The following is an 18,720-nucleotide window of genomic DNA, read 5'->3' on the forward strand; positions in this document are numbered from 1 at the left end:
GGCGAGTCCCTTCACCGGCCTCGCCGCGACGTGAGCGCCGACCCGTGGCGGCTCCGTGACGGGGCCTCGCCGTGCCAACGTTGCCACGCGCGCGTGAAGGAGGCCTGTTCGGCGAACCCCACGCGGGCGGCGATCTCCCCGAGCGTCAGCACGCCTTCGTCCAGCAGTTGCTCCGCGCGATCGCGCCGCACCTCGTCCAGCACCTCCACGAACGAGGTGCGGTTCAGCGCGAGCCTGCGTTGCAGCGAGCGCACGCTGAGCCCCAATGCCGGGGCCACCTCGCCGATGGTGGGGAGGGCGGGCAGTCGCTGCACCGCCAGGGCGCGCACGGCCACGAGCAGCGCGTCAACCGTGCGCTGCTCGGCGCCCACCATGGCCTTGAGCGTCGCCAGCAGCCGCGGGTCGGCGCTGCGCAGTGGCGTCGCCCAGTCGCCCGCGGAGAAGTGTATCGCGGTGCGCCGCGTGCCGAACCGCAGGCGGGACGTGCCGAGCAGCTCGACCCATCGCGTGCGCGACTCGGGGTGGGGCTCGGCCAGCTCGAGCGATGGTAGCTCGAGCGGTCGGCTCGCCAGCGTCCGCATCCGCGCCAGCAGGATGCCGAGCACCAGCAAGTCACTCTCGAGCTCCCCGGGGAAGTGCGGCTGGTTGATGATGGCCACGCGGCACACGCCGCTCCGCAGCCGCTCGAGGAGCAACTGGACGCCGGGCGCGACGAGTGGAAACACGCGCTGGGCCACCGTGAGGGCGGCCCCCACCGTCGCCGATGACGCCGCGAGGTAGTCCACCACGGCCATCATGCCCAGGGGCATCTCCAACCCCACCTCGAGCGGGAGCGTCCGCCGGCCGGTGCGCGCAATGGCTCGGGTCCACAGCGTCGCGAGCTCCGGGTCATCATCGATGGGGCCGACCTTCAGCCGCGGAACGTCGACCCCGAAGCGGCCCAGCATCTCGATGATGGCCTGCGCGGTGGCGGGCACGACGGGCATGCCGCGGTTCTAGCGCGTGGCGCACGAAGACAAAAGACTGGCGCGCTCGGACAAACGCCTGAACGCACTGTAGGCGCATGACTGCTGCGCACTTGCTGGCCAGGGCGTTTCACGATGATCCCTTCATCCGCTGGGCGGAGCCCGACCCCGCCCGGAGAGCACGAACGATGAACACGGTGTTCGAGGCGACGCTCGAGCACTCGGGCCGGCACGGCGGGCAGCTGTTCGAGCCCGGGGTCGGCTCGGTGGACTGGAAGCCTCCGGCGCATGCGGGCATGGGCCTCGGGACCATCATCCCAGGAAGGGTGTCAGACGATTTGTAGGAGACGAGGTGTCGAGACGAGGTGCTGTTCACCTCCGGGCTGGGACGCAGCAACAGCTGTCCCTGGAAGCACCTGGACGTGACGAAATAGTAGCCCTCCTCCTCGAACATCCTCAGTGGCCAGCCCATCCCCTCCCCTTGCGTACAGTCGGCACTCAGCACGGCCGGTTGCACTCCACGGGCCAGCCCTCAAGCCCCTGGAAAGACGAGGGGCAGGGAGTTTCACCCGTCCAGGCCATGGACCGTTCGAATCCCTGTCCTGCGCATCGAGTTCTTTGACACCTTCTCGACACCTTCTCGGGGCGTTCTGTGCTCACTTTCTGCGGCTTGGCCCTCTATTTGTTGTGAGTACGCATCGAGTCGGATGCGCCCAACTCCAATTCAAGGGATGTCATCATGAAACGAACGCTGATTGCGGTGGGAGTCATGCTGTCTCTCATTGGTGGGAGCGCCATGGCGGGCACCATCGACTTCTACGAGGGCAACGAGGGGACGCAGAACAAGATCGGAACCATCACGGACGAGCCCGGTCAGAGCATCAATTTGAAGAAGTCCAACATCCCCAACGACGAGATACGCTCACTCGTCCTGCGTCAGGTGCGCCCGGGCACCGTCATCACACTGTACGACGACCCAAGGGGCCGCGCCTCCAAGGACGACTGGGCGAGGATCTACGTTTTTGCGCCGGGGAGTAAGAGCTTTGAAAACTACCTCATCCCAACCTTTGAGAGGAGCGAGACCTTCCTTATCGCGAGTGTCAAATACCACCGCAAGAATGGCCTTGATGGGAAGGTCTCACACATCAAGGTCGAGTGCCTCGACATCTATCCCGGGTTTTGTTGACACCCTTCCCCGAGAGGGTGTCAAAGAACTTGAGTCATGCGGCCCGGCAAGATGCGCGGCGGGAAGGAGAAGAGCGGGAAGCTGGGAAAGGTGTCAGACGATTTGTAGGCGGCGAGGTGTCGGAACGAGTCCTTTGACACCTTCCCCGGACACCTTCCCCGGGCGCCAGCGACCGGAAGTGTCCCGCCGCCTACTCCGCCGTGGTACATCGGCGCCATGGGCCTCTTGACCTTCGGACTCAACGTGACGCTGGACGGGTGCTGCGACCATCGCGAGGGGATCGCGGACGACGAGCTGCACGACTACTTCACGCAGCTGATGGACGCAGCCGGGGCGATGCTGTGGGGGCGCGTCACGTACGAGCTCATGGAGAGCGCTTGGCCGGCGGTGGCGCGCGACGAGAGCGCGCCACGCGCGATGCGGGAGTGGGCGCGCAAGCTGGAGGCCAAGCCGAAGTATGTGGTCTCGGCCTCGCGCCGCGACTTCCCGTGGAACAACACCTTCCGCATCGAGGGGGATTTGCGTGAGGCCGTAACGCAGCTGAAGGAGAAGACCCCGCAAGGCGTGCTAGTGGGCAGTCCCACGCTCTCGGCGGCGCTCGAACGGCTGGGGCTGATCGATGAGTACCGTCTCGTCGTCCACCCCGTCTTCGCCGGCCACGGGCCAACCTTGTTTCAGGGCCTGGAGCCCTCGCGGCGCCTCGAGCTCGTCTCGACGAGCCGCCTGAAGTCCGGCCAGGTCGCGCTGCATTACCGCCGCAAAGAGGGATGACCCGATCAGGCCGGGCAGTCCTCGTCGTCGAAGTCGAAGTACTCGCAGACCTCGTTGAGGACGCCCTGGATGAGCTGGTCGACGATCGCGTTCTCTTCAGGCGTGTCGGTGTGCTTGTGCGCCCGTCGCCAGCCGTACGTGGCGCCTTCCTCCACCGCGCGGCGGAGGACGTCGTAGGCGCGGACCTTCATCCCACCGTGCACGGATCGCTTCGTTCGCTTCATGCTTGGCCTCCTCTCCCGTCGAGCGCGAGCTGCTCGCCCGGCGCCGCGTTCTCCTCGTCGCCGGCCTCGACATCGATGCAGGGACGGTGTCAAAGGATTCGAAGCGAGGGGCTTGAGTGAGAACGAGGCTCGGGCGTGGACGGGTAACCGACCGCTCTTCAAGTCATTCCGATGACTTGGCGTTGGCCCACAGGGTGCATCCGGCCTGGAGACTCGTGCGTATCGGACATGGCCGCCTTGCGGTGGGCGACGGAAGCACACCACGCCTGAGCGCGACGAACGCAACGGGCGCATCGGATCGCGCTCTGCCGCGCTTGGGGCGACAGGGGCGCGTATCTCATGGTCACCGAGGAGGCCCTTCGAGCACCACGCGCTCACGGCCCTCCCGGTCATAGGCCAACACCCGCATGTCAGGCCCCGTGGAGACGAAGAGCTCCGACCCGAGCGCCCAGCGCGGTATGTGTGCCCATCCCCTTTGGTGTTGAGGTACCGTTGGCGCCATGCCCAATGGCTTCATCTGGTCCAGCGTGGACGAACCGCACGCCGCGCGGCGGCGCGAGATGCTTCGCACGCATCCCGAGATCAAGGAACTCTACGGCCCGTGCTCGCGCACGAAGTACGTCTGCACGCTGCTCGTCGGGCTGCAGCTCTCACTCGCCTTCCTGCTGCGTGACGCGCCCTGGTGGCTGATTGTTCTGGTCGCCTATGCGGTGGGAGGAGTGATCAACCAGGCGCTACTCCTGGCCATTCACGAGCTCTCTCACAATCTCGCGTTTCGCAAGCCCTGGCACAATCGCGTGTTCGGCGTCTTCATCAATCTGCCCGTGGGTGTGCCGGTCGCAGAAACGTTTCGCTACTACCACTTGCGTCATCACATCCATCAGGGTGACGAGCGGCTCGACACGGATATACCGACGGAGTTCGAGGCGCGCTTGTTGCGCCATCGCGCAAGCAAACTGCTCTGGCTCTCTTGCCAAGGCTTTGCCTACGCGCTCCGCCCGCTGTTCGTGCATCCAAAGAAGCCGGGGGCTTCCGAGATCACGAACCTACTCGTGCAGGTCGCGTTCAACGTGGCCGTGTTCCATTTTTGGGGCGGCAAAGCGCTTGCCTATCTGCCGATCAGTTCACTGATCGTCATGGGGCTACATCCGATTGCCGGACACTACATCTCGGAGCACTACGTCTTCCGCGAAGGGCAAGAGACCTACTCGTACTACGGGCCGCTCAACGTGCTCGCGTTCAATGTCGGCTACCACAACGAGCACCACGACTTCCCCTACGTTCCTGGCTCGCGCCTGCCGAAGCTACGAGCGATGGCGCCGGAATTTTACGACGGTCTCCTGTCGCACCAATCGTGGACGGCGACGCTTTGGAACTTCGTCATGAGCCCCAGCCTGGGCGGTTACAGCCGCATCAAGCGGCGCGTGGAGCGTCGGCGAGACTAGCGCCCAGACTCCTGCCGCGCACCTGATGGGAGGGCGGCAGGGGTAGGCGTGTACCCCAAAGTGGCTGCGCGGCCTCTCCACCGGCTTGGCACACAGCCCACATGTCCCCCTCTGCGGTCCTCCTCGCCCCTCCTCGGCCCCTCTGCACCAGCCCTCCCCCTCAGCACAGCCCCTATCTGTCTTGGGCTGAGTACGGTCGCTACACGAGCTCGTCGGCGCTTGGGTCGAGCGCCTTTGTCACCGCGGACGTGATCCATGGATGCGCTCGGAACCGGACGAGCACGGGTTCGCACAGTGCTCGAAGTACAGCCGTGTGCGGTTGTCCCGGCGCCCATGCCGTAAAGCTGTGAAGTCCGGTTTTCGCCCTCCGTGCGTCGACGGCCAGCACCAGCCCGTCCGTTCCTGTGAGCGGCTTTTCTGGCAGCGAATAAAGCGCCGCGTTCGCGAGCGCTTCATGAATGGCATCGCAATCGCGGCGGGTGATCGACGTGCGTTCGAGTCGGTGACTCGGGGCAGGCGGGGGCGTTTCTCCTCTGGAAAGCGCGGTCATCACGCGGAGGAGGTCTCCCGAAGCCATGTCGGCGGCACCGAGCGTCCCCCCCCGTGTTACCGCCGCCGTCTCAGAACCAGAGCGTGATGGCGAACGCGAATGCCGGCTTGATGGTCATCACAACGAGCTCGCCCGCTTCGCCGACATCGGTCGCCGACGGGACAGGAACGTCGAGGGCGCGCAGGAGGAGTTCGTCGTTCGCCATCTACCCGACGATAGTGAAGGCAGGGGGGGAGTGCGAGCCCGGGGAAGGTGTCAAAGGACTCGTCCCGATACCTCGTCTCCTACAAATCGTCTGACACCGTTCCTGGAGTCCCATAGGTGGTGACGGCCCGGGTGGAGGCCGTCGACATCTCCACGGACTTCATCATGTCCGCGCCGGTGAGCCGCCGGAAGGCCTGGCCCACCGGCGAGCGGAGATAGCTGTTGCCCAGGTACTCGCCGATCCGCTCCAGCACTTCCGGGTAGGAGCCGAAGCCCCGAGCCTCGGCGGCGCTCACTCCCGCGTCGGTGATGCGCAGCAGCTCCGCGATGGGACAGGTGAAGAGCCCCGGCTCCACGGGGAGGGTCGCGGCGGCCCGCGCCTCCTCGGCGACCTCGGGACCATGGAGCTCGGCGAAGCCCGCCAGGGTGTCCACGAACATCTGCCCATGGGTGCGGTCCTCCGGCAGGGCGAGCGCGATGCGGCTCCGTACTGTCTCTCGCGTTTCCATGGCTCATCAGCCTCCGTCCCGGAGAAGGTGCCAGAAAGGCCGGGGGGACGCCCAGTCCATGGAGATCATCAACTCAATTCACGACGGACTGCCAGCGCCTGTCCGTGCGGCGGCCCTCGCCTGGCGCGAGGGCAGCTCTCGCACCGTCCGGCGGGTCTCCTCGGTGAAGTGAGCGAAGAGTTGGAGCGCCTTCTTCGTCAATTCGGGTCCGGCGAGCTCCGGGCTTCCGGTGCCGAAAGGAGGCTGGGCGGTGTACTCCATGCTCAGCTCGCTGAGCTTCGCGACCTCCTCTCCACGCAGCTTCTCCAGCACCCGCAGGCCACAATCGAATCCGCCCGTGGCCGGCCCCGAGGTGTAGCGGTTCCTGTCGATCACCACGTTCTCCCTCGTGGGAATCGCCCCGAAGTGAGGCAGGAGATCCATGACGTGGAAATTGCTCGTGGCCCGGTATCCCTCGAGCAGGCCCGCGGCACCCAGGACGAGCGAGCCACTGCAGACACCGACGAGGTAGCCCGCGCGGCTGCCCCGATCCTTCAAGAACGCGAGCGTCTCTTCATCGCGCAGGATCTCGTTGGGGCAGGCCCCGACGCACAGGACGTCGAAGTCCTTGGGGCTCTCCCTGAAAGTGGTGGTGGCGTGCACGGGGAAGCGTGGAATGGCCTCGATCAATTCCTTGTCCTTCCACAGCAGGTGCACCTCGGTATCGGGGATGAAGCCAAACACCGAGTGGATTCCAATGGTATCCACGATGGCGAAGCCCGGACACACGAGGATTCCCACCTGAAGCTTCTTCGGCTGTTGAGACATCTGGGGACCATGGCTTTCATCGAACGAGCGGAGCCATCCCGTGCATCGGGAGACCGTGTTCGATGTCTGCCATTATGAAGACCGCGCCCCATCTGGCGAGTGGCCAGAAGGCCATCTTTCGACGACTTCTGGCCACTGCGGGAGGTCCGGCGCGGCACGCGAGTCCTCATCCGGCCGAGACGCCCATCGCCGCCGCGATGGTGCGCAGATCCTCCAGGTTGATTTCGAAGTGCCCGCGGCGGGCCAGCATGCCCCAGTGGGGGTTGCTCCTGATGAAGTCGAGGCTCTGGCCAAGCGTCGCCAGGGGTACCTCGCTCGCGGCGCGCTCGAAGCGCACGTCCCGGCGGTAGGGCACGAAGCCGCCTCCCATGTCGAAGGGCACCGTGCGTGCTCCGTGGACGCGGCCCAGCGCGGTGAACGCCCGGAGCTGCTCGCCTCCGCGCATTTCCGTCCTCGGCGAGTAGTACACGAGCCAGTCCCCCACGCTCATCTTCTCCAGCGGCAGGCGCTTGCCATGGCAGAACTGGGCGAAGCCGCCCTCTACTCCGCGCAGGACGTGCGCCCTCGAGACGACCCCCACCCAGGCGCGCGTCATGAGCGCTGCTCCGCGTGACGCACGAAGGCGCGGGCGCGCTCGGTGGATTCGAGGGTGATGGCGCGGAAGAGGGCCTTGGGGGGCGTGGAGACGGCGGTCTCATGGACGTGGCGGCGCATGGGGCTCCTTCGAGGTCGGCGGCATGCCGACGAAGGACACCGTCTCGCGGGGTGCTGCCAGTTTCTGTCAGGAGCCGCTCACCCGGGCCGTGGCTCGGGAATGGCCTCGCGAGCGCGCCACTCGCGTAGCAGCGTGGCGCGGGGACGGCCGATGCGATCGGTGAGCGGGGTCCACCCGGTGATGCGGTCCGTGCGGAAGTTGCGGAAGTCCTGCCGCGTCTCGCACCACGAGATGACGACGCGGGCGCGCTCGAAGAAGGCGAGGCCCAGGGGCCAGACGGTGCGGGTGCTCTGGATGCCCCGCGGGTCGATGTAGCGGATGCTCGCCTTGCACTGCTCGCGGATGGAGCGGCGCACGAGGGCAAGGTCCACACCGTCCGGTGGACGCTCCCGCGCGGGGCCGGCCAGGAGCGACACGTCGTCCACGAGGGAGTGCAGGTCCTTGGGCAGCACGGCGCGCAGCTTGGCGACCACGTCCACGCAGGCCCGGCCAAGTCCGCCATCCCCGTGCTCGGTGACCAGCCGCAGGCCGAGCACCAGGGCCTCGAGCTCCTCGTCGCTGAACATCAGCGGAGGCAGGAGGAAGCCCGGGCGCAGCAGGTATCCCACACCGGCCTCGCCCTCGATGGAGGCTCCCTGCGAGCGGAGCGTCTGCACGTCGCGGTAGATGGAGCGCACCGACACGCCGAGCTCTTCGGCCAGTGACTCGGCGCTGACGGGTTGGCGGTAGCGGCGCAGCACCTGCATCAGCCGCAGTAGTCGCTCGGAGCGGGACATACCCCCCATGCTGTCAGAAAATGGCGGGAGCCGGATATCCTCCAGGTGACCGCCCGCACGAGGCGGATGCCGATCCAGGCCACTACCGCCCCGGCGAGTCAGCTCACTGCGTCACGTAGAACGCCAGATCGTCGTGGTCGTCGAAGCTCCCGGTCGCACACGGCGAGGGGGAGCCGCCGTAGCGGAAGTGGGCGCGGACAGCCTGCGTGGTGGCGTTCAGCGGCAGGGTATACGTCGCCGTGAGCGTCTGCTGGCCGGCGCCAGAGGGCGTCAACGTGGTCAGGTATTTCCAGCTCGGGTTGGTGGCGCTGCTCGAGTAGTACAGGTCCAGCTGATCCGAGGAGTAGTTCGAGTAGGCCCAGACCTTGACCTCGATGCGCACCGTCCTGCCCATGGTCATGGGCATCCCATCCAAAGAGGAGACGGAGATGGCATCGATCGACTCGTCGGAGTGATAGGTGCCGGAGTTGCTGTCCGCGCAGGAGTTGCCCAGGGTGTTGGGAGCGTTCGCCTCGGGGCCGAGCCCGCCCCGCCCGTTCAGCAGGTTGCCCGAGCTGCAGTTCCTGGACGGGTTGTAGCACCGGGGTGCCTTCAACGTGGAGTCGTAGACGGCGGTCGAGCCGCCCGTGCCCGCGCTGACGTTCACGGTCACGGCCGCGCTGGTCCCCACGTTGCCCACGGCGTCATAGGCCCTGGCCTGCAGGGAGCGGCTCCCGGTGAAGGTGCTGGAGTCCCAGGCCACCGAGTAGGGCGAGGTGGTGTCCGTGCCGATCAACGCCCCGTCCACGTAGAACTCCACCCGTGTCACTCCGAGGTCGTCGCTGGCCGAGGCGAGGATGCTCACCCCGCCGGTGACCGTGGAGCCCGCGGTGGGCGAGGTGATGGAGACCGTGGGCACGGCGAAGTCGTTGCGCAGCGTCACGTTCACCGAGGCGCTGCCCACGTTCCCCCAGGCGTCATGGGCCTTCGCCGTCAGCACGTACGTGCCATTGGCGTAGTTGCGCGTGTTCAGGCTGGAGGACTCATAGGGCGCGGTCGTGTCGGTCGAGAGCGGGGTGCTCCCCAGGAAGAACTCCACCTTGGAGACGCCGCTGCGGTCATCGCTCGCGAGTGCCGCGAGCGTCACCGTGCCGGACAGGATGGCTCCCCCCGTGGGCCAGGAGAAGGAGACGGTGGGCGCGGTGAAATCATTGTTCAGCGTCACGTTCACCGTGGTGCTGCTCATGTTCCCCGCGCTGTCGTAGGCCTTCGCCGTCAGCGAATACGCGCCGTTGGCGTAGCCGCGCGTGTTCAGGTCGTAAGCATAGGGTGCGCTCGTGTCCGTCGTGAGCAGGGTACTGCCCAGGTAGAGCTCCACCTTGGAGATGCCTCGGTCATCGCTCGCGTCGACCGTGAGCGTGGCCCCCCCCAGCAGGGTGGCTCCCTGCGTGGGCGAGGTGAAGGTCACGGTGGGGGCAATGAGATCGTTATCCACCGTGACGTTCACCAGGGCCGACTCCGCGTAATTGAACGCCGCGTCCCGCGCCCGTGCCTTCAGCGCATACGTACCGTTGGCGAGCTGGGTGCTGCTCCAGTTGATGGAGAAGGGGGCCGTGGTGTCGTTGCCGATCCACGTGCTCCCCGCGTAGAAGTCCACCTGGGTGACCCCGCGATCATCGCTCGCGTCGGCCGAGACCGTCACCACCCCGCTCACGGTGGCGCCCTGGGCGGGCGAGGTGAGGGCCACGGCGGGTTTGAGGAGATCGTTGTTCAGGGTGAAGGTCACCCACTCCGAATAGGTCCGGTTGCCCGCCGCATCAGAGGCCTCGGCCCGTACCTGGATGGGACCGTTGGGGTGGAGGCGCGTGGACCAGTTGCAACTGTAGTTGGGGCTGTAGGCGTTGCACGCGATGGTGGTGTCCCCCACGCGGAAGTCCACCTGGGTGACGCCGAGGTTGTCGGTCACCGCGGCGGTGAGCGACACCGTCCCGGTCAGCACGGAACCCGCCGTGGGCGAGGAGACGGCCGCCGTGGGTGGTGGGTCCACGATCACGTTCAACGGCGCCGAGGTGGTCACCTTTCCCGAGGCGTCATGGGCCCGGGCCGTCAGCGTGTGCGGTCCGCCCGAAGCCGTCCGGGTATTCCAGGGCGTTCCGTACTGCGCCTGGGTGGAGGTGCCAATCAGCACGGTGTCATCGAGGTAGAACTCCACCCGGGTGATGCCGATGTCATCACTGGCCTCGGCGATCACACTCACGAAGCCACCCAGGGTGGAGCCCTCCTGGGGCCAGGTGAGGCGCACCACGGGGGCCGCGTAGTCGTTGCGGACGTACATGTTGGTGCCCCAGATCTTGAGGTTTCCCGCCAGGTCCCAGACCCAGAGATCGTAGTCGTGCTCCCCGTTGGCCACGGAGAAGCTGTCCCAGGTGACGCTGTAGGGGGCCCTGTTGTCGCTGCCCACCTGCACGTCGTCGATCCTGAACTCCACCCGGTCGATCCCCCGGTCGTCGGTGACCTCGGCCCCGAGCGTCACCGTACTGGAGACGGTGGCGCTGATACCGGGCAACACGGAGACGACGGTGGGCTGCGTGGTGTCGTTGTCCACGGTGATGACCACCGGCTTCGAGGTGGTCGAATTCCCAGCCGTGTCGTAGGCCCGGGCGGTCAAGGTGTACGAGCCGTTGGGATGGGAATAGCGGGTGTTCAGGAGCATCTCGTAGGGCGGCTGGAAGTCCGACGAGAGCGCGGTGGTCCCCACGTAGAAATCGACCCTGGAGATGCCATCCGCGTCGAAGGTGTCGGCGGAGACGGTGAGCAGCCCCGAGACGGTGGCACCGTCCGCGGGAGCGGTGAGGACCACCCAGGGCGCCGCGGGACCGGAAGAGGCGACCGCGAAGGCGAGGTCGTCATGGTCATGGACGGTGCCAGGGGTGCAGGGTGCCCCGCTGGCCTGGGACGCATCCACGAGCGTGGCGCGCACGGCCTGGAGGCCACCCTCGGGGAGGACGAAAGAAGCGGAGAGGGTCTGCGCCCCGCCCGTGGTGGCCAACGTCTCCAGGTGCACCCACTGTGGAGCCCGGGCGTCCGCGGCCTGGAAGAGCATCAGCGAGCTGCCGCCCTCGGGTGCGCCCCACACGTCCACCGACACCGTCACCGTCTGGCCGGCGGTGAGTGCCGAGCCGCCCTGGGAGGAGACGCGAATGGCATCCACGGACGCGGCGGAGTGGAAGGTGCCGTCATCCCCGTCCGCGCAGCTCGCGCCCAGGGTGTTGGGCGCGTTCGCCTCGGGTCCCACGGCCCCCCGGCCCAACAGGAGCGTGGTGGTGTCGCACGCGGGACTCGGAATGTTGCACACGGGGACATGCAGCGTGGAATCCCACGTCGCGCTCCCCGAGGAGAGGGCACGAGTCGAGGAGGCACTCGGGCCAGCGGGGGTGGACGTGCCGGGCTCGTCCCTCGGTGCGCACGACAGCCCGGCGAGACACACCAGCAGTGTTCGGCGGAGGAGATTCCCCCCGCCATGACGGAAAACCCGAGACCTCATCGTGCGACTCCTTGCGCCGTGCCGGCGCGTCAAGAGGAGCCATGGCTAGCGCGTGAGGTGTGACAGGGGTGTGACGAGGTGGCGATGAATGGCCAGGGACGTGGAGCCCCCAGCCAGGAGGCGTCGACTCCCAGGATGCCGTGCCACGAGAGCGCGGGTTCCAGTCGGTGTCGTTCGCGCCCTGCACCGGATCGTCTGGTCCTGCCCCGAGGACGCTTGCTCCTTCCACCTCCCTCTCCAACAATCCGTACCCATGGCTCTTTTCAATCGACGTGCACCCACCCGGTGGCTCTGGCTCGTGGCGCTCACGCTGACGGCGTGCACCGGCTTGGACTTCGGGGGAGACGACGGAACGGGGGCGCCCACCCAGATGGAATGCACCACGGAACTGCGGCCTTAGCGTATAGGCAGGAGAGAGGCGGTGTTGAGGGGGAGGGCTGGTGCAGAGGGGCGGAGGAGGGCCGCTGACGGGTGCCGGCCGAGCTGAGAGCCGGGCCGGTGGAGAGGCCACGCAGCCTCCTTGGGCATGCCTGCCCAGGCCGCCCTCCCATGAGGGGCGCGGCAGGGGCATCAGGTCTCTTGGCTGTGGCGGCGTAAGCCTCAACACCAGGCGCCCTGGGGTGGCGCTCGCGCCGGGGTCAGGCTCGCACCTGAGCCTGCCCCGATTTTGTGGACACACCCAATAAGTCGGCTACACGGGAGGTAGTGTCCATGGAGCGACACGAACAGCCGCTGCTCTGAGATTCCAGCCCTCATCGAGCAGGCGCAGGATGCGGATGCGACGCCAGCGTAGCTGATGAAGATTGGGTGGATGCGTGCGCGTGGACCGCGCCCGGGCCGTTGCTCAACGCGCGTTGCCCGCGCGCAGCCACGCGATGTAGTCCTCGGCCGCGCGCTGGGTGCCATAGGCGGGCTGGTAGCCGGTGTCTTGCTGAAGGCGGCTGATGTCGAGGTAGTTGTGCGGGGTCGGCTTGCCGGTGGGGAGCTCGAGCTGTGCGTCGGGAACGACGGTCTTGATCGCGGCGACGACCTCGGCATTCGTCGTCGCACGGCCAGACGCGATGTTGTACGTGCGGTAGTTCAGACGGTCTGCGAGCTGAAGGAGCGCGATGGCGCGGCCGGTGTCCTTGACGTAGCAGAGGTCAAGCGCGTTTCCTGCATAGGCGGGGATAACGAGTCGGGACAGATCCGGCTTCGTGCCACGGGCCGCCGCGTGGATGAGCGCGGGCGCGGGGAAGAACGGATCGTCGTGACCGACTGGGCCCCAGGTGCCGGAGATCCGGTAGTTGACGATCTCGATGCCGGTGGCGCCAGACAGGTGTTCGTTGAGCAGTTCGCCGATCTTCTTGAACGTCGGGATCAGGTGTGGAGCCGACATCGGCAGCGGCATGTCTTCACGGAGGGCGCCTTCGCTCGCGACACCGGCGTAGACGCCGATCGTGCTCGCGACGCCCACGCGCTTGACGCCCCAGTTCTGGGCGGCCTGCACGATGTTGAGTAGGCCGCCGAGCGCCTTGCGGGTGGCGTCGACGGGCGGCTCGGACGTCGGAGGCCAGGGCATGGAGCCCGCGAGATGCACGATGCCGGTGATCTTGTGGCGAGTGCCGACGTCGAGCAGCGACGCCAGATCGGTGACGTCCCCCTGTGCCACCGCCACGGGCAGATCGGCGAGGTGAGCCGGGACCTCCCCGGTTCGGCGCTGGAAGAGCATGCACTTCTCGCCCATCTCGTGCAGCGCACGAACGGTGTGTGAACCGATGAAACCTGAACCTCCGGTAACCAAGATCATTTGTAACTCCTTCGTAGATGGTGGTCTTCAGCACCCAGACGATAGGAGGCAGAGGCAGGACGTTCTACAATAGGGAGTCCGTATTTCGTTTGCAGGAGTCCGGCCATGATCGATCCGCTTGCCGAGGTAGTCACGCTGCTCCAGCCGGGCGCTCCGTTCTCGAAGCTCGTCAGCGGTGCAGGTCGGTGGAGCGTTCGCCGCGCGGAAGCCGGGGGGCCCTTCTACTGCGCGATCCTCGATGGTGCGAGCCGCCTTGCGGTCGACGGACACGAGCCGGTGATCCTCGAGACGGGTGACTTCGTTCTGGTCCCCTCGGTGTTCAACTTCACGGCGTCGAGCCTCGAGCCGCCGAGGGGCAAGAGCGACACCGCGTACGTCGTATTGCCCGATGGCGAAGTCAGACACGGCAATCCAGGCGGCCCTCCCGACGTTCGAATGCTGGTGGGCTACTGCGTCTTCGGTTCCCCGGATGCGAGCTTGCTGGTCTCGCTCCTCCCGCGGCTCGTGCATGTTCGAGGGGAGCGACGGCTCTCCACCCTCGTGCAGCTCGTGAGAGAGGAGTCCCGCGAACGGCGGCCCGCCCGTGATGTCATCCTGGCTCGCCTCCTTGAGGTTCTTCTCATCGAAGCCCTCCGCTCCACGGCGGGGACTGCGGCGTCGCCGGGCCTCCTGCGCGGCCTCGCCGACGAGCGCCTCTCCGCCGCGATACGACGAATGCACGAGAGCCCGACCAAGGCGTGGACGGTCGCGCAGTTGGCGAAAGAGGCGGCACTCTCTCGTTCGGCGTTTTTCGAGCGCTTCAGCCGCGCGGTGGGCGTTGCCCCGATGGAGTACCTGCTCGGCTGGCGCATGGCCCTAGCGAAGGACCTACTGCGGCGGAAGAAAATCACTGTCGCCGAGGTCGCGGAGCAAGTCGGCTACAGCTCCGCGAGCACGTTCAGCGTTGCGTTCACCCGCTACGTCGGGTTGCCGCCGACGCAGTACGTGCGGCGATCAGCGCCAGCTTTGGGCTTGCCCCAGTTACGTGGACAGTAGGGTTAAGATGCCGACTTATGAGGTGTGTCCACAAAACCGGGGCAGGTTCATGAAGCAGAAGCCCAGCCGGGTGTACGTTACCCGTGGCTCGGACATCAGCCTGGTATGGGACGCCATGGCACAACCCTCGACCAGCCAGAGCGCTTGACGCATTGACTGGCGGCGCAGAAGACCACCACTGGGCTCTTGTGCCCCTTGCCCGCTTCCGCGGCCAAGCCTCTGGCGCTCACCTCGGACTCCGAGATACTCCACGCCCTCGCGTCCCTCGAATGGCGCCTGGAGAGACTCCTTGGACTATCCCACCCTGCTGGCCGAGCTCGCGGCTGAAGTCCAGCCGCTGCTGGGACGGGGCCGCGTGGCGGACTACATCCCGTTGCTGGCCCAGGCAGACCCCTCGCGCTTCGGCCTGGCCCTGGCCGCCCTGGAAGGCGGGCTGTACGGCACCGGCGACGAGCAGGAGAGCTTCTCCATCCAGAGCATCTCCAAGGTCTTCGCCCTCGCCCTCACCCTGCCCCACCTGGGCGAGGCGCTCTGGCGGCGCGTGGGCAAGGAGCCCTCCGGCAACCCCTTCAACTCCCTGGTCCAGCTCGAGTACGAGCGCGGCCTGCCGCGCAACCCCTTCATCAACGCCGGGGCCCTGGTCGTCACCGACGCCCTGCTGTCGCTCACCGGCGATGCCTGCGGCACGGTGCTCGCCTTCCTGCGGGCCCAGGCCGGCCCCGAGCAGGTGGCCGTCGACGAGGACATCGCCGAGTCGGAGTGGCAGCACCGGGACCGCAACGCCGCCCTGGCCCACTTCATGAAGTCGTTCGGCAACCTCCACAACCCCGTCGACGAGGTGCTGCGGCACTACTTCCGCCAGTGCGCCATCCGCATGAACTGCCGGCAGTTGGCTCGCGCCGGCCTGTTCCTGGCCAACCATGGCCTCTGTCCGGACGGCCGGCGCCTGCTCACCCGCAGTCAGGCCAAGCAGATCAACGCCATCATGCTCACCTGCGGCACCTACGACGCCGCCGGCGAGTTCGCCTACCGCGTGGGCCTGCCCTGCAAGAGCGGCGTGGGCGGCGGCATCCTCGCCATCATCCCCAGCCGCATGGCGCTTGCCACCTGGAGCCCCGGCCTGGACGCCCAGGGAAACTCCCTGGCCGGGCTCGCCGTGCTGGATCACTTCACCACCCGCACAGGGCTCTCCATCTTCTAGCCTCCGGAAAGGTGTCAGAGGGTTCGAGTGGCGCCCACGCCGTGCATTTCAAAATGAAGGCTCTGGCGCGGCTCACTTGTAGACGTCTACAAGCGAGGTGGTGAGCAGTGGTTTTACATGCCACATCACTTGTAGGCGTATAGGCAGGATAGAGGCGGTGTGGAGGGGGAGGGCTGGTGCAGAGGGGCGGAGGAGGGCCGCTGACGGGTGCCGGCCGAGCTGAGAGCCGGGCCGGTGGAGAGGCCACGCAGCCTCCTTGGGCATGCCTGCCCAGGCCGCCCTCCCATGAGGGGCGCGGCAGGGGCATCAGGTCTCTTGGCTGTGGCGGCGTAAGCCTCAACACCAGGCGCCCTGGGGTGGCGCTCGCGCCGGGGTCAGGCTCGCACCTGCCGTGGGCAGTCCCAGGTGCTCCGTAAATGCTCGCCGAGCCCCGTGGTCGAAGAGCTTGACGACGAATGGAGGGCGTGAGGGGGGCGCTCACCGCAGTGCAACAAGCACCGCGGCGCCCGGTCAGCTCGAGACAGGTGGGAATGAGTAGCGTAGCGCGTCAGCCCTCGGCGGGCTGAGCGAGTTGGTTGGGCAGGGGGAGCGCTTCCCCGCGCAGGGCCGCCAGCGCGGCCTCTCGCAGGTAGCGCTTGGGGTCCACCCCGCATAGCTTCGCCGTCTCCATCAGGCTGTAGTAGAGGGCCGCCACCTCGGTGCCGCGCCGGCTCCGGCTGCCGTAGTGGTTCTTGCGGCCCACCGCCAGCCCGCGCATGGCACGCTCGGTGGCTCCATTGTCCAGCGGCACCCGCGGGTCCGTCAGAAACCGTGTCAGCCCCGTCCACCGGTTGCTCATGTATTTGATTGCCTGGCCCAGCGCCGACTGGGGCAGGACGCGCTGCTCGCACGCCCACTGGTGCAGCCGCTCGATAATGGGACGGCTCTTCTGCTGTCGCAGTTCCAGCAGGCGCGCCAGGTTCTCGGGCCCCTGCTTATACTCGCGCTCCACCGCGTACAGCTCGGCAATCATGTCCAGGGCTTCGTTCGCCTGGGGGAAGGCTTCCGCGCACTCGACGAATTTGCGCCGCGCGTGCATCCAGCAGTTCACCAGAGATATGCCCGCGCTCTTGCCCGCCACGCTCTCGTATGTGCTCAGCCCATCCGTCATGAGGACTCCACGGAAGTCCTTGAGCATGTTGCGCGCGGCCTCCACGTCCCGGCCCTCCTGTATCCGGTACACCACGGCGTCAGGAGCGCACAGTGCCCAGGCGTACCAGCGCGTCTGACTCTTGCTGCCCAGCAGCGGCCAGCGCGTCTCGTCTCCCCCCAGAATCTCCCGCGTCAGCAGCGCCTGGTGCAGCGCCTCGTGCGCGGGCGACAGCAGCCGCGCCAGCGCGTCTATCTGGTCCCAAAGCGTCTGGCTGTCCACCGCCAGCCCCTCGCGCTGCATGGTTCTCACCTGCCGCTCCAGCGGCATGTGGTCGAGGTACTTGGCCACGGCCACTTCCACGGCGAAGTCCACCGAGTAGCGCCCGCCGGGCTGAAGCTTGGGCGGGCCCAGGGCCGTCTCCACGCATCCGCCGCACCCGCAGCGGTACTTCTGTCGCTTGTGGCGGCGCAGCACGAAGCGCCGCTCCACCACGTCCACCTCCTCGGCCTCCTCGTAGCAACCCTTCATTTCCGTCAGCGCCCCGCCGCACTCGGGACACTGCTTGTCTGGCTCCTCCAGCGTGTGCACTTCCTCCAGCAGTGGCAGTGTGGGCTGGGTGCGCGGGCCGTGGCCGCGCGCGGGCTCGGCCGGCCCGGCCTGTTTCCCCTCGTCCTGCTCGCCGCGGGGGCGCTTCTCGCTGGAGCGGCCAAACAGCTCGCCGGTGCGCTGCGCGAGCTGCCGCTCCAACTCCTGCAAGCGCAACTGCAATTCCTCGGCGTCCTGGCCCCGCGCGCTCATCAGCTTGCGCGTGAGCTCCACCACGCGCGCCACCAGGCGCTTGTTCTCCGCCTCCAGCAACAGGGCCGCCTGGCGCAGCCTCTCCACGTCCTTCTCCGTCGTAAGCTGGAAGCTCATGCCCCCGGTAGTGACATGGCTTCACCCTCCCGCGCAAGTAGTCCGTGCAGCGTGACTCACGAAGTCACCCCCTGCACTGTCTGGGCTTGGAAGAGAGGCACCAGTTTGTACGGCTCGGGCGACAGCGGCGCTCGCCCCACCATCTCGCTGCCCTCCAGGAACAGGGCCAGCTCCGACACCGTCAGCTCAAGCGGCTGCGCGCCACTCTCGCGCCGCCACAGCGGGGCGAAGCGTCCCTTCTCCAACCGCTTGGCGTACAAGCACAGCCCGGTGCCGTCCCAGAAGAGCGCCTTGGCCCTCTTCCTGTCCCGTCCGACGAAGAGGAAGACGTCTCCCGAGAGGAAGTCGCGCCCCAGCGCCTGCGTCACCAGCCCGCACAGCGCATCGAAGCTCTTGCGCATGTCGCACGGCTGCCCGTAGGCGTACACCGCGAGCCTGCGCGTGGAGCCAATCACTGCAGCCCCCTCAGCAACCGCACCGCGTCTTCCAGCGACAGCCCCTCCACCCGGACTCCCCCCGGCCCGTGCACCACCAGCCCCCTTCCTCGAGCCTGGGCACGCTCGGCCTTTATCTCGACGGGCACCAGCGCCTCCCTCGCGGGCTGCTGCTGGGTGGCTCGGCGCGCCGCGCTGCCCCACCGGCTGAGCGTCCAGCTGCTCATGCCCAACTCCTTCGCCGCTTCCTCCACGCTCGCCCCCTGCTGCTGGCGCGCTCGCACGTACTCCAACGCTTCCTGTCTCTGCTCCTCCGTGTAGCGCGCTCTCGGGCCCACTCCTCCCCGCTCTTGCACCACCTTCCGGAACTTCTCCGCCTGCTCCTTCATGTCCATCTCTTCCGCCTCCTTCTTGGGGACGACGGACATGCTCACGTCTCGGCGCTCACGTCACGACGGGCTCGGGCGAGCATTTACGGTGCTCCAAAATCGCGCGCACCCCTCTGGCTTGCTTCACGTACGCCAGCACCCGCCGCCTGC

General features: G+C 67.2%; 20 protein-coding genes. 6 read left to right on the forward strand and 14 right to left on the reverse strand.

Annotation, left to right across the window (positions count from 1 at the left end; genetic code table 11):
- Positions 1-11: 11 nt before the first annotated feature.
- Positions 12-986, reverse strand: a complete 975-nt coding sequence (locus JRI60_RS05305) for a helix-turn-helix transcriptional regulator (protein WP_204224776.1) — start codon at positions 984-986, stop codon at positions 12-14.
- Positions 987-1,153: 167 nt separating this feature from the next.
- Between JRI60_RS05305 and JRI60_RS05310 the strand changes: the two genes are divergently transcribed.
- The 3 genes from JRI60_RS05310 to JRI60_RS05320 all read left to right on the forward strand — a co-directional run bounded on the left by JRI60_RS05310 (position 1,154) and on the right by JRI60_RS05320 (position 2,922).
- Entirely contained in the window at positions 1,154-1,309 is a 156-nt protein-coding gene (locus JRI60_RS05310; RefSeq protein ID WP_204224777.1) for a hypothetical protein, read from the forward strand.
- A gap of 395 nt (positions 1,310-1,704) precedes the next feature.
- Positions 1,705-2,151, forward strand: a complete 447-nt coding sequence (locus tag JRI60_RS05315) for a hypothetical protein (RefSeq protein WP_204224778.1) — start codon at positions 1,705-1,707, stop codon at positions 2,149-2,151.
- Positions 2,152-2,367: 216 nt separating this feature from the next.
- Positions 2,368-2,922, forward strand: a complete 555-nt coding sequence (locus JRI60_RS05320; protein ID WP_204224779.1) for a dihydrofolate reductase family protein — start codon at positions 2,368-2,370, stop codon at positions 2,920-2,922.
- A 5-nt stretch (positions 2,923-2,927) separates the two neighbouring features.
- Here JRI60_RS05320 and JRI60_RS05325 read toward each other — a convergent pair whose 3' ends face one another.
- The gene (locus JRI60_RS05325) at positions 2,928-3,146 is read right to left on the reverse strand and encodes a hypothetical protein (RefSeq protein ID WP_204224780.1); all 219 of its coding nucleotides are present in this window, start codon (positions 3,144-3,146) and stop codon (positions 2,928-2,930) included.
- Between the two features lie 500 nt (positions 3,147-3,646).
- Between JRI60_RS05325 and JRI60_RS05330 the strand changes: the two genes are divergently transcribed.
- Positions 3,647-4,591 (forward strand): fatty acid desaturase, encoded by a 945-nt coding sequence (locus JRI60_RS05330; RefSeq protein WP_204224781.1) that lies wholly within the window; start codon positions 3,647-3,649, stop codon positions 4,589-4,591.
- A gap of 199 nt (positions 4,592-4,790) precedes the next feature.
- Here JRI60_RS05330 and JRI60_RS05335 read toward each other — a convergent pair whose 3' ends face one another.
- The 9 genes from JRI60_RS05335 to JRI60_RS05365 form a co-directional block, all read right to left on the reverse strand.
- Entirely contained in the window at positions 4,791-5,144 is a 354-nt protein-coding gene (locus JRI60_RS05335) for a hypothetical protein (protein WP_204224782.1), read from the reverse strand.
- Between the two features lie 67 nt (positions 5,145-5,211).
- Entirely contained in the window at positions 5,212-5,346 is a 135-nt protein-coding gene (locus JRI60_RS54360) for a hypothetical protein (protein WP_275439101.1), read from the reverse strand.
- Positions 5,347-5,425: 79 nt separating this feature from the next.
- Positions 5,426-5,854, reverse strand: coding sequence for a DUF2378 family protein (locus JRI60_RS05340; RefSeq protein ID WP_204224783.1), 429 nt, complete (start codon positions 5,852-5,854; stop codon positions 5,426-5,428).
- 78 nt (positions 5,855-5,932) lie between these two features.
- The gene (locus tag JRI60_RS05345; protein WP_204224784.1) at positions 5,933-6,661 is read right to left on the reverse strand and encodes a DJ-1/PfpI family protein; all 729 of its coding nucleotides are present in this window, start codon (positions 6,659-6,661) and stop codon (positions 5,933-5,935) included.
- A 166-nt stretch (positions 6,662-6,827) separates the two neighbouring features.
- On the reverse strand, positions 6,828-7,256 hold the full coding sequence (locus JRI60_RS05350) for an EVE domain-containing protein (protein WP_204224785.1): 429 nt from the start codon (positions 7,254-7,256) through the stop codon (positions 6,828-6,830).
- The gene (locus JRI60_RS54365; protein ID WP_275439102.1) at positions 7,253-7,375 is read right to left on the reverse strand and encodes a hypothetical protein; all 123 of its coding nucleotides are present in this window, start codon (positions 7,373-7,375) and stop codon (positions 7,253-7,255) included. The genes JRI60_RS05350 and JRI60_RS54365 overlap by 4 nt, the downstream gene beginning before the upstream one ends.
- Before the next feature lie 78 nt (positions 7,376-7,453).
- Positions 7,454-8,152, reverse strand: coding sequence for a helix-turn-helix transcriptional regulator (locus JRI60_RS05355; RefSeq protein WP_204224786.1), 699 nt, complete (start codon positions 8,150-8,152; stop codon positions 7,454-7,456).
- A 103-nt stretch (positions 8,153-8,255) separates the two neighbouring features.
- Complete coding sequence (locus JRI60_RS05360; RefSeq protein ID WP_204224787.1) at positions 8,256-11,486, reverse strand: Ig-like domain-containing protein; 3,231 nt, start codon at positions 11,484-11,486, stop codon at positions 8,256-8,258.
- A 1,033-nt stretch (positions 11,487-12,519) separates the two neighbouring features.
- A complete protein-coding gene (locus JRI60_RS05365) occupies positions 12,520-13,464 on the reverse strand; it encodes an NAD-dependent epimerase/dehydratase family protein (protein ID WP_204224788.1) in 945 nt (314 codons plus the stop codon).
- 105 nt (positions 13,465-13,569) lie between these two features.
- Between JRI60_RS05365 and JRI60_RS05370 the strand changes: the two genes are divergently transcribed.
- Positions 13,570-14,499, forward strand: coding sequence for an AraC family transcriptional regulator (locus tag JRI60_RS05370; protein WP_204224789.1), 930 nt, complete (start codon positions 13,570-13,572; stop codon positions 14,497-14,499).
- 289 nt (positions 14,500-14,788) lie between these two features.
- The gene (locus JRI60_RS05375) at positions 14,789-15,700 is read left to right on the forward strand and encodes a glutaminase (RefSeq protein WP_204224790.1); all 912 of its coding nucleotides are present in this window, start codon (positions 14,789-14,791) and stop codon (positions 15,698-15,700) included.
- 547 nt (positions 15,701-16,247) lie between these two features.
- Here the strand turns inward: JRI60_RS05375 and tnpC are convergent.
- From tnpC to JRI60_RS54370, 3 genes are read right to left on the reverse strand one after another with little or no spacing between them, the layout of a single operon-like run.
- Complete coding sequence (gene tnpC / locus JRI60_RS05380; RefSeq protein ID WP_204218883.1) at positions 16,248-17,747, reverse strand: IS66 family transposase; 1,500 nt, start codon at positions 17,745-17,747, stop codon at positions 16,248-16,250.
- A gap of 56 nt (positions 17,748-17,803) precedes the next feature.
- Positions 17,804-18,202 (reverse strand): IS66 family insertion sequence element accessory protein TnpB, encoded by a 399-nt coding sequence (tnpB, locus tag JRI60_RS05385; RefSeq protein ID WP_204218884.1) that lies wholly within the window; start codon positions 18,200-18,202, stop codon positions 17,804-17,806.
- The gene (locus tag JRI60_RS54370; protein WP_204218893.1) at positions 18,199-18,609 is read right to left on the reverse strand and encodes a transposase; all 411 of its coding nucleotides are present in this window, start codon (positions 18,607-18,609) and stop codon (positions 18,199-18,201) included. The genes tnpB and JRI60_RS54370 overlap by 4 nt, the downstream gene beginning before the upstream one ends.
- Between the last annotated feature and the right edge of the window lie 111 nt (positions 18,610-18,720).

Source organism: Archangium violaceum, assembly GCF_016887565.1.
GTDB lineage: Bacteria > Myxococcota > Myxococcia > Myxococcales > Myxococcaceae > Archangium > Archangium violaceum_B.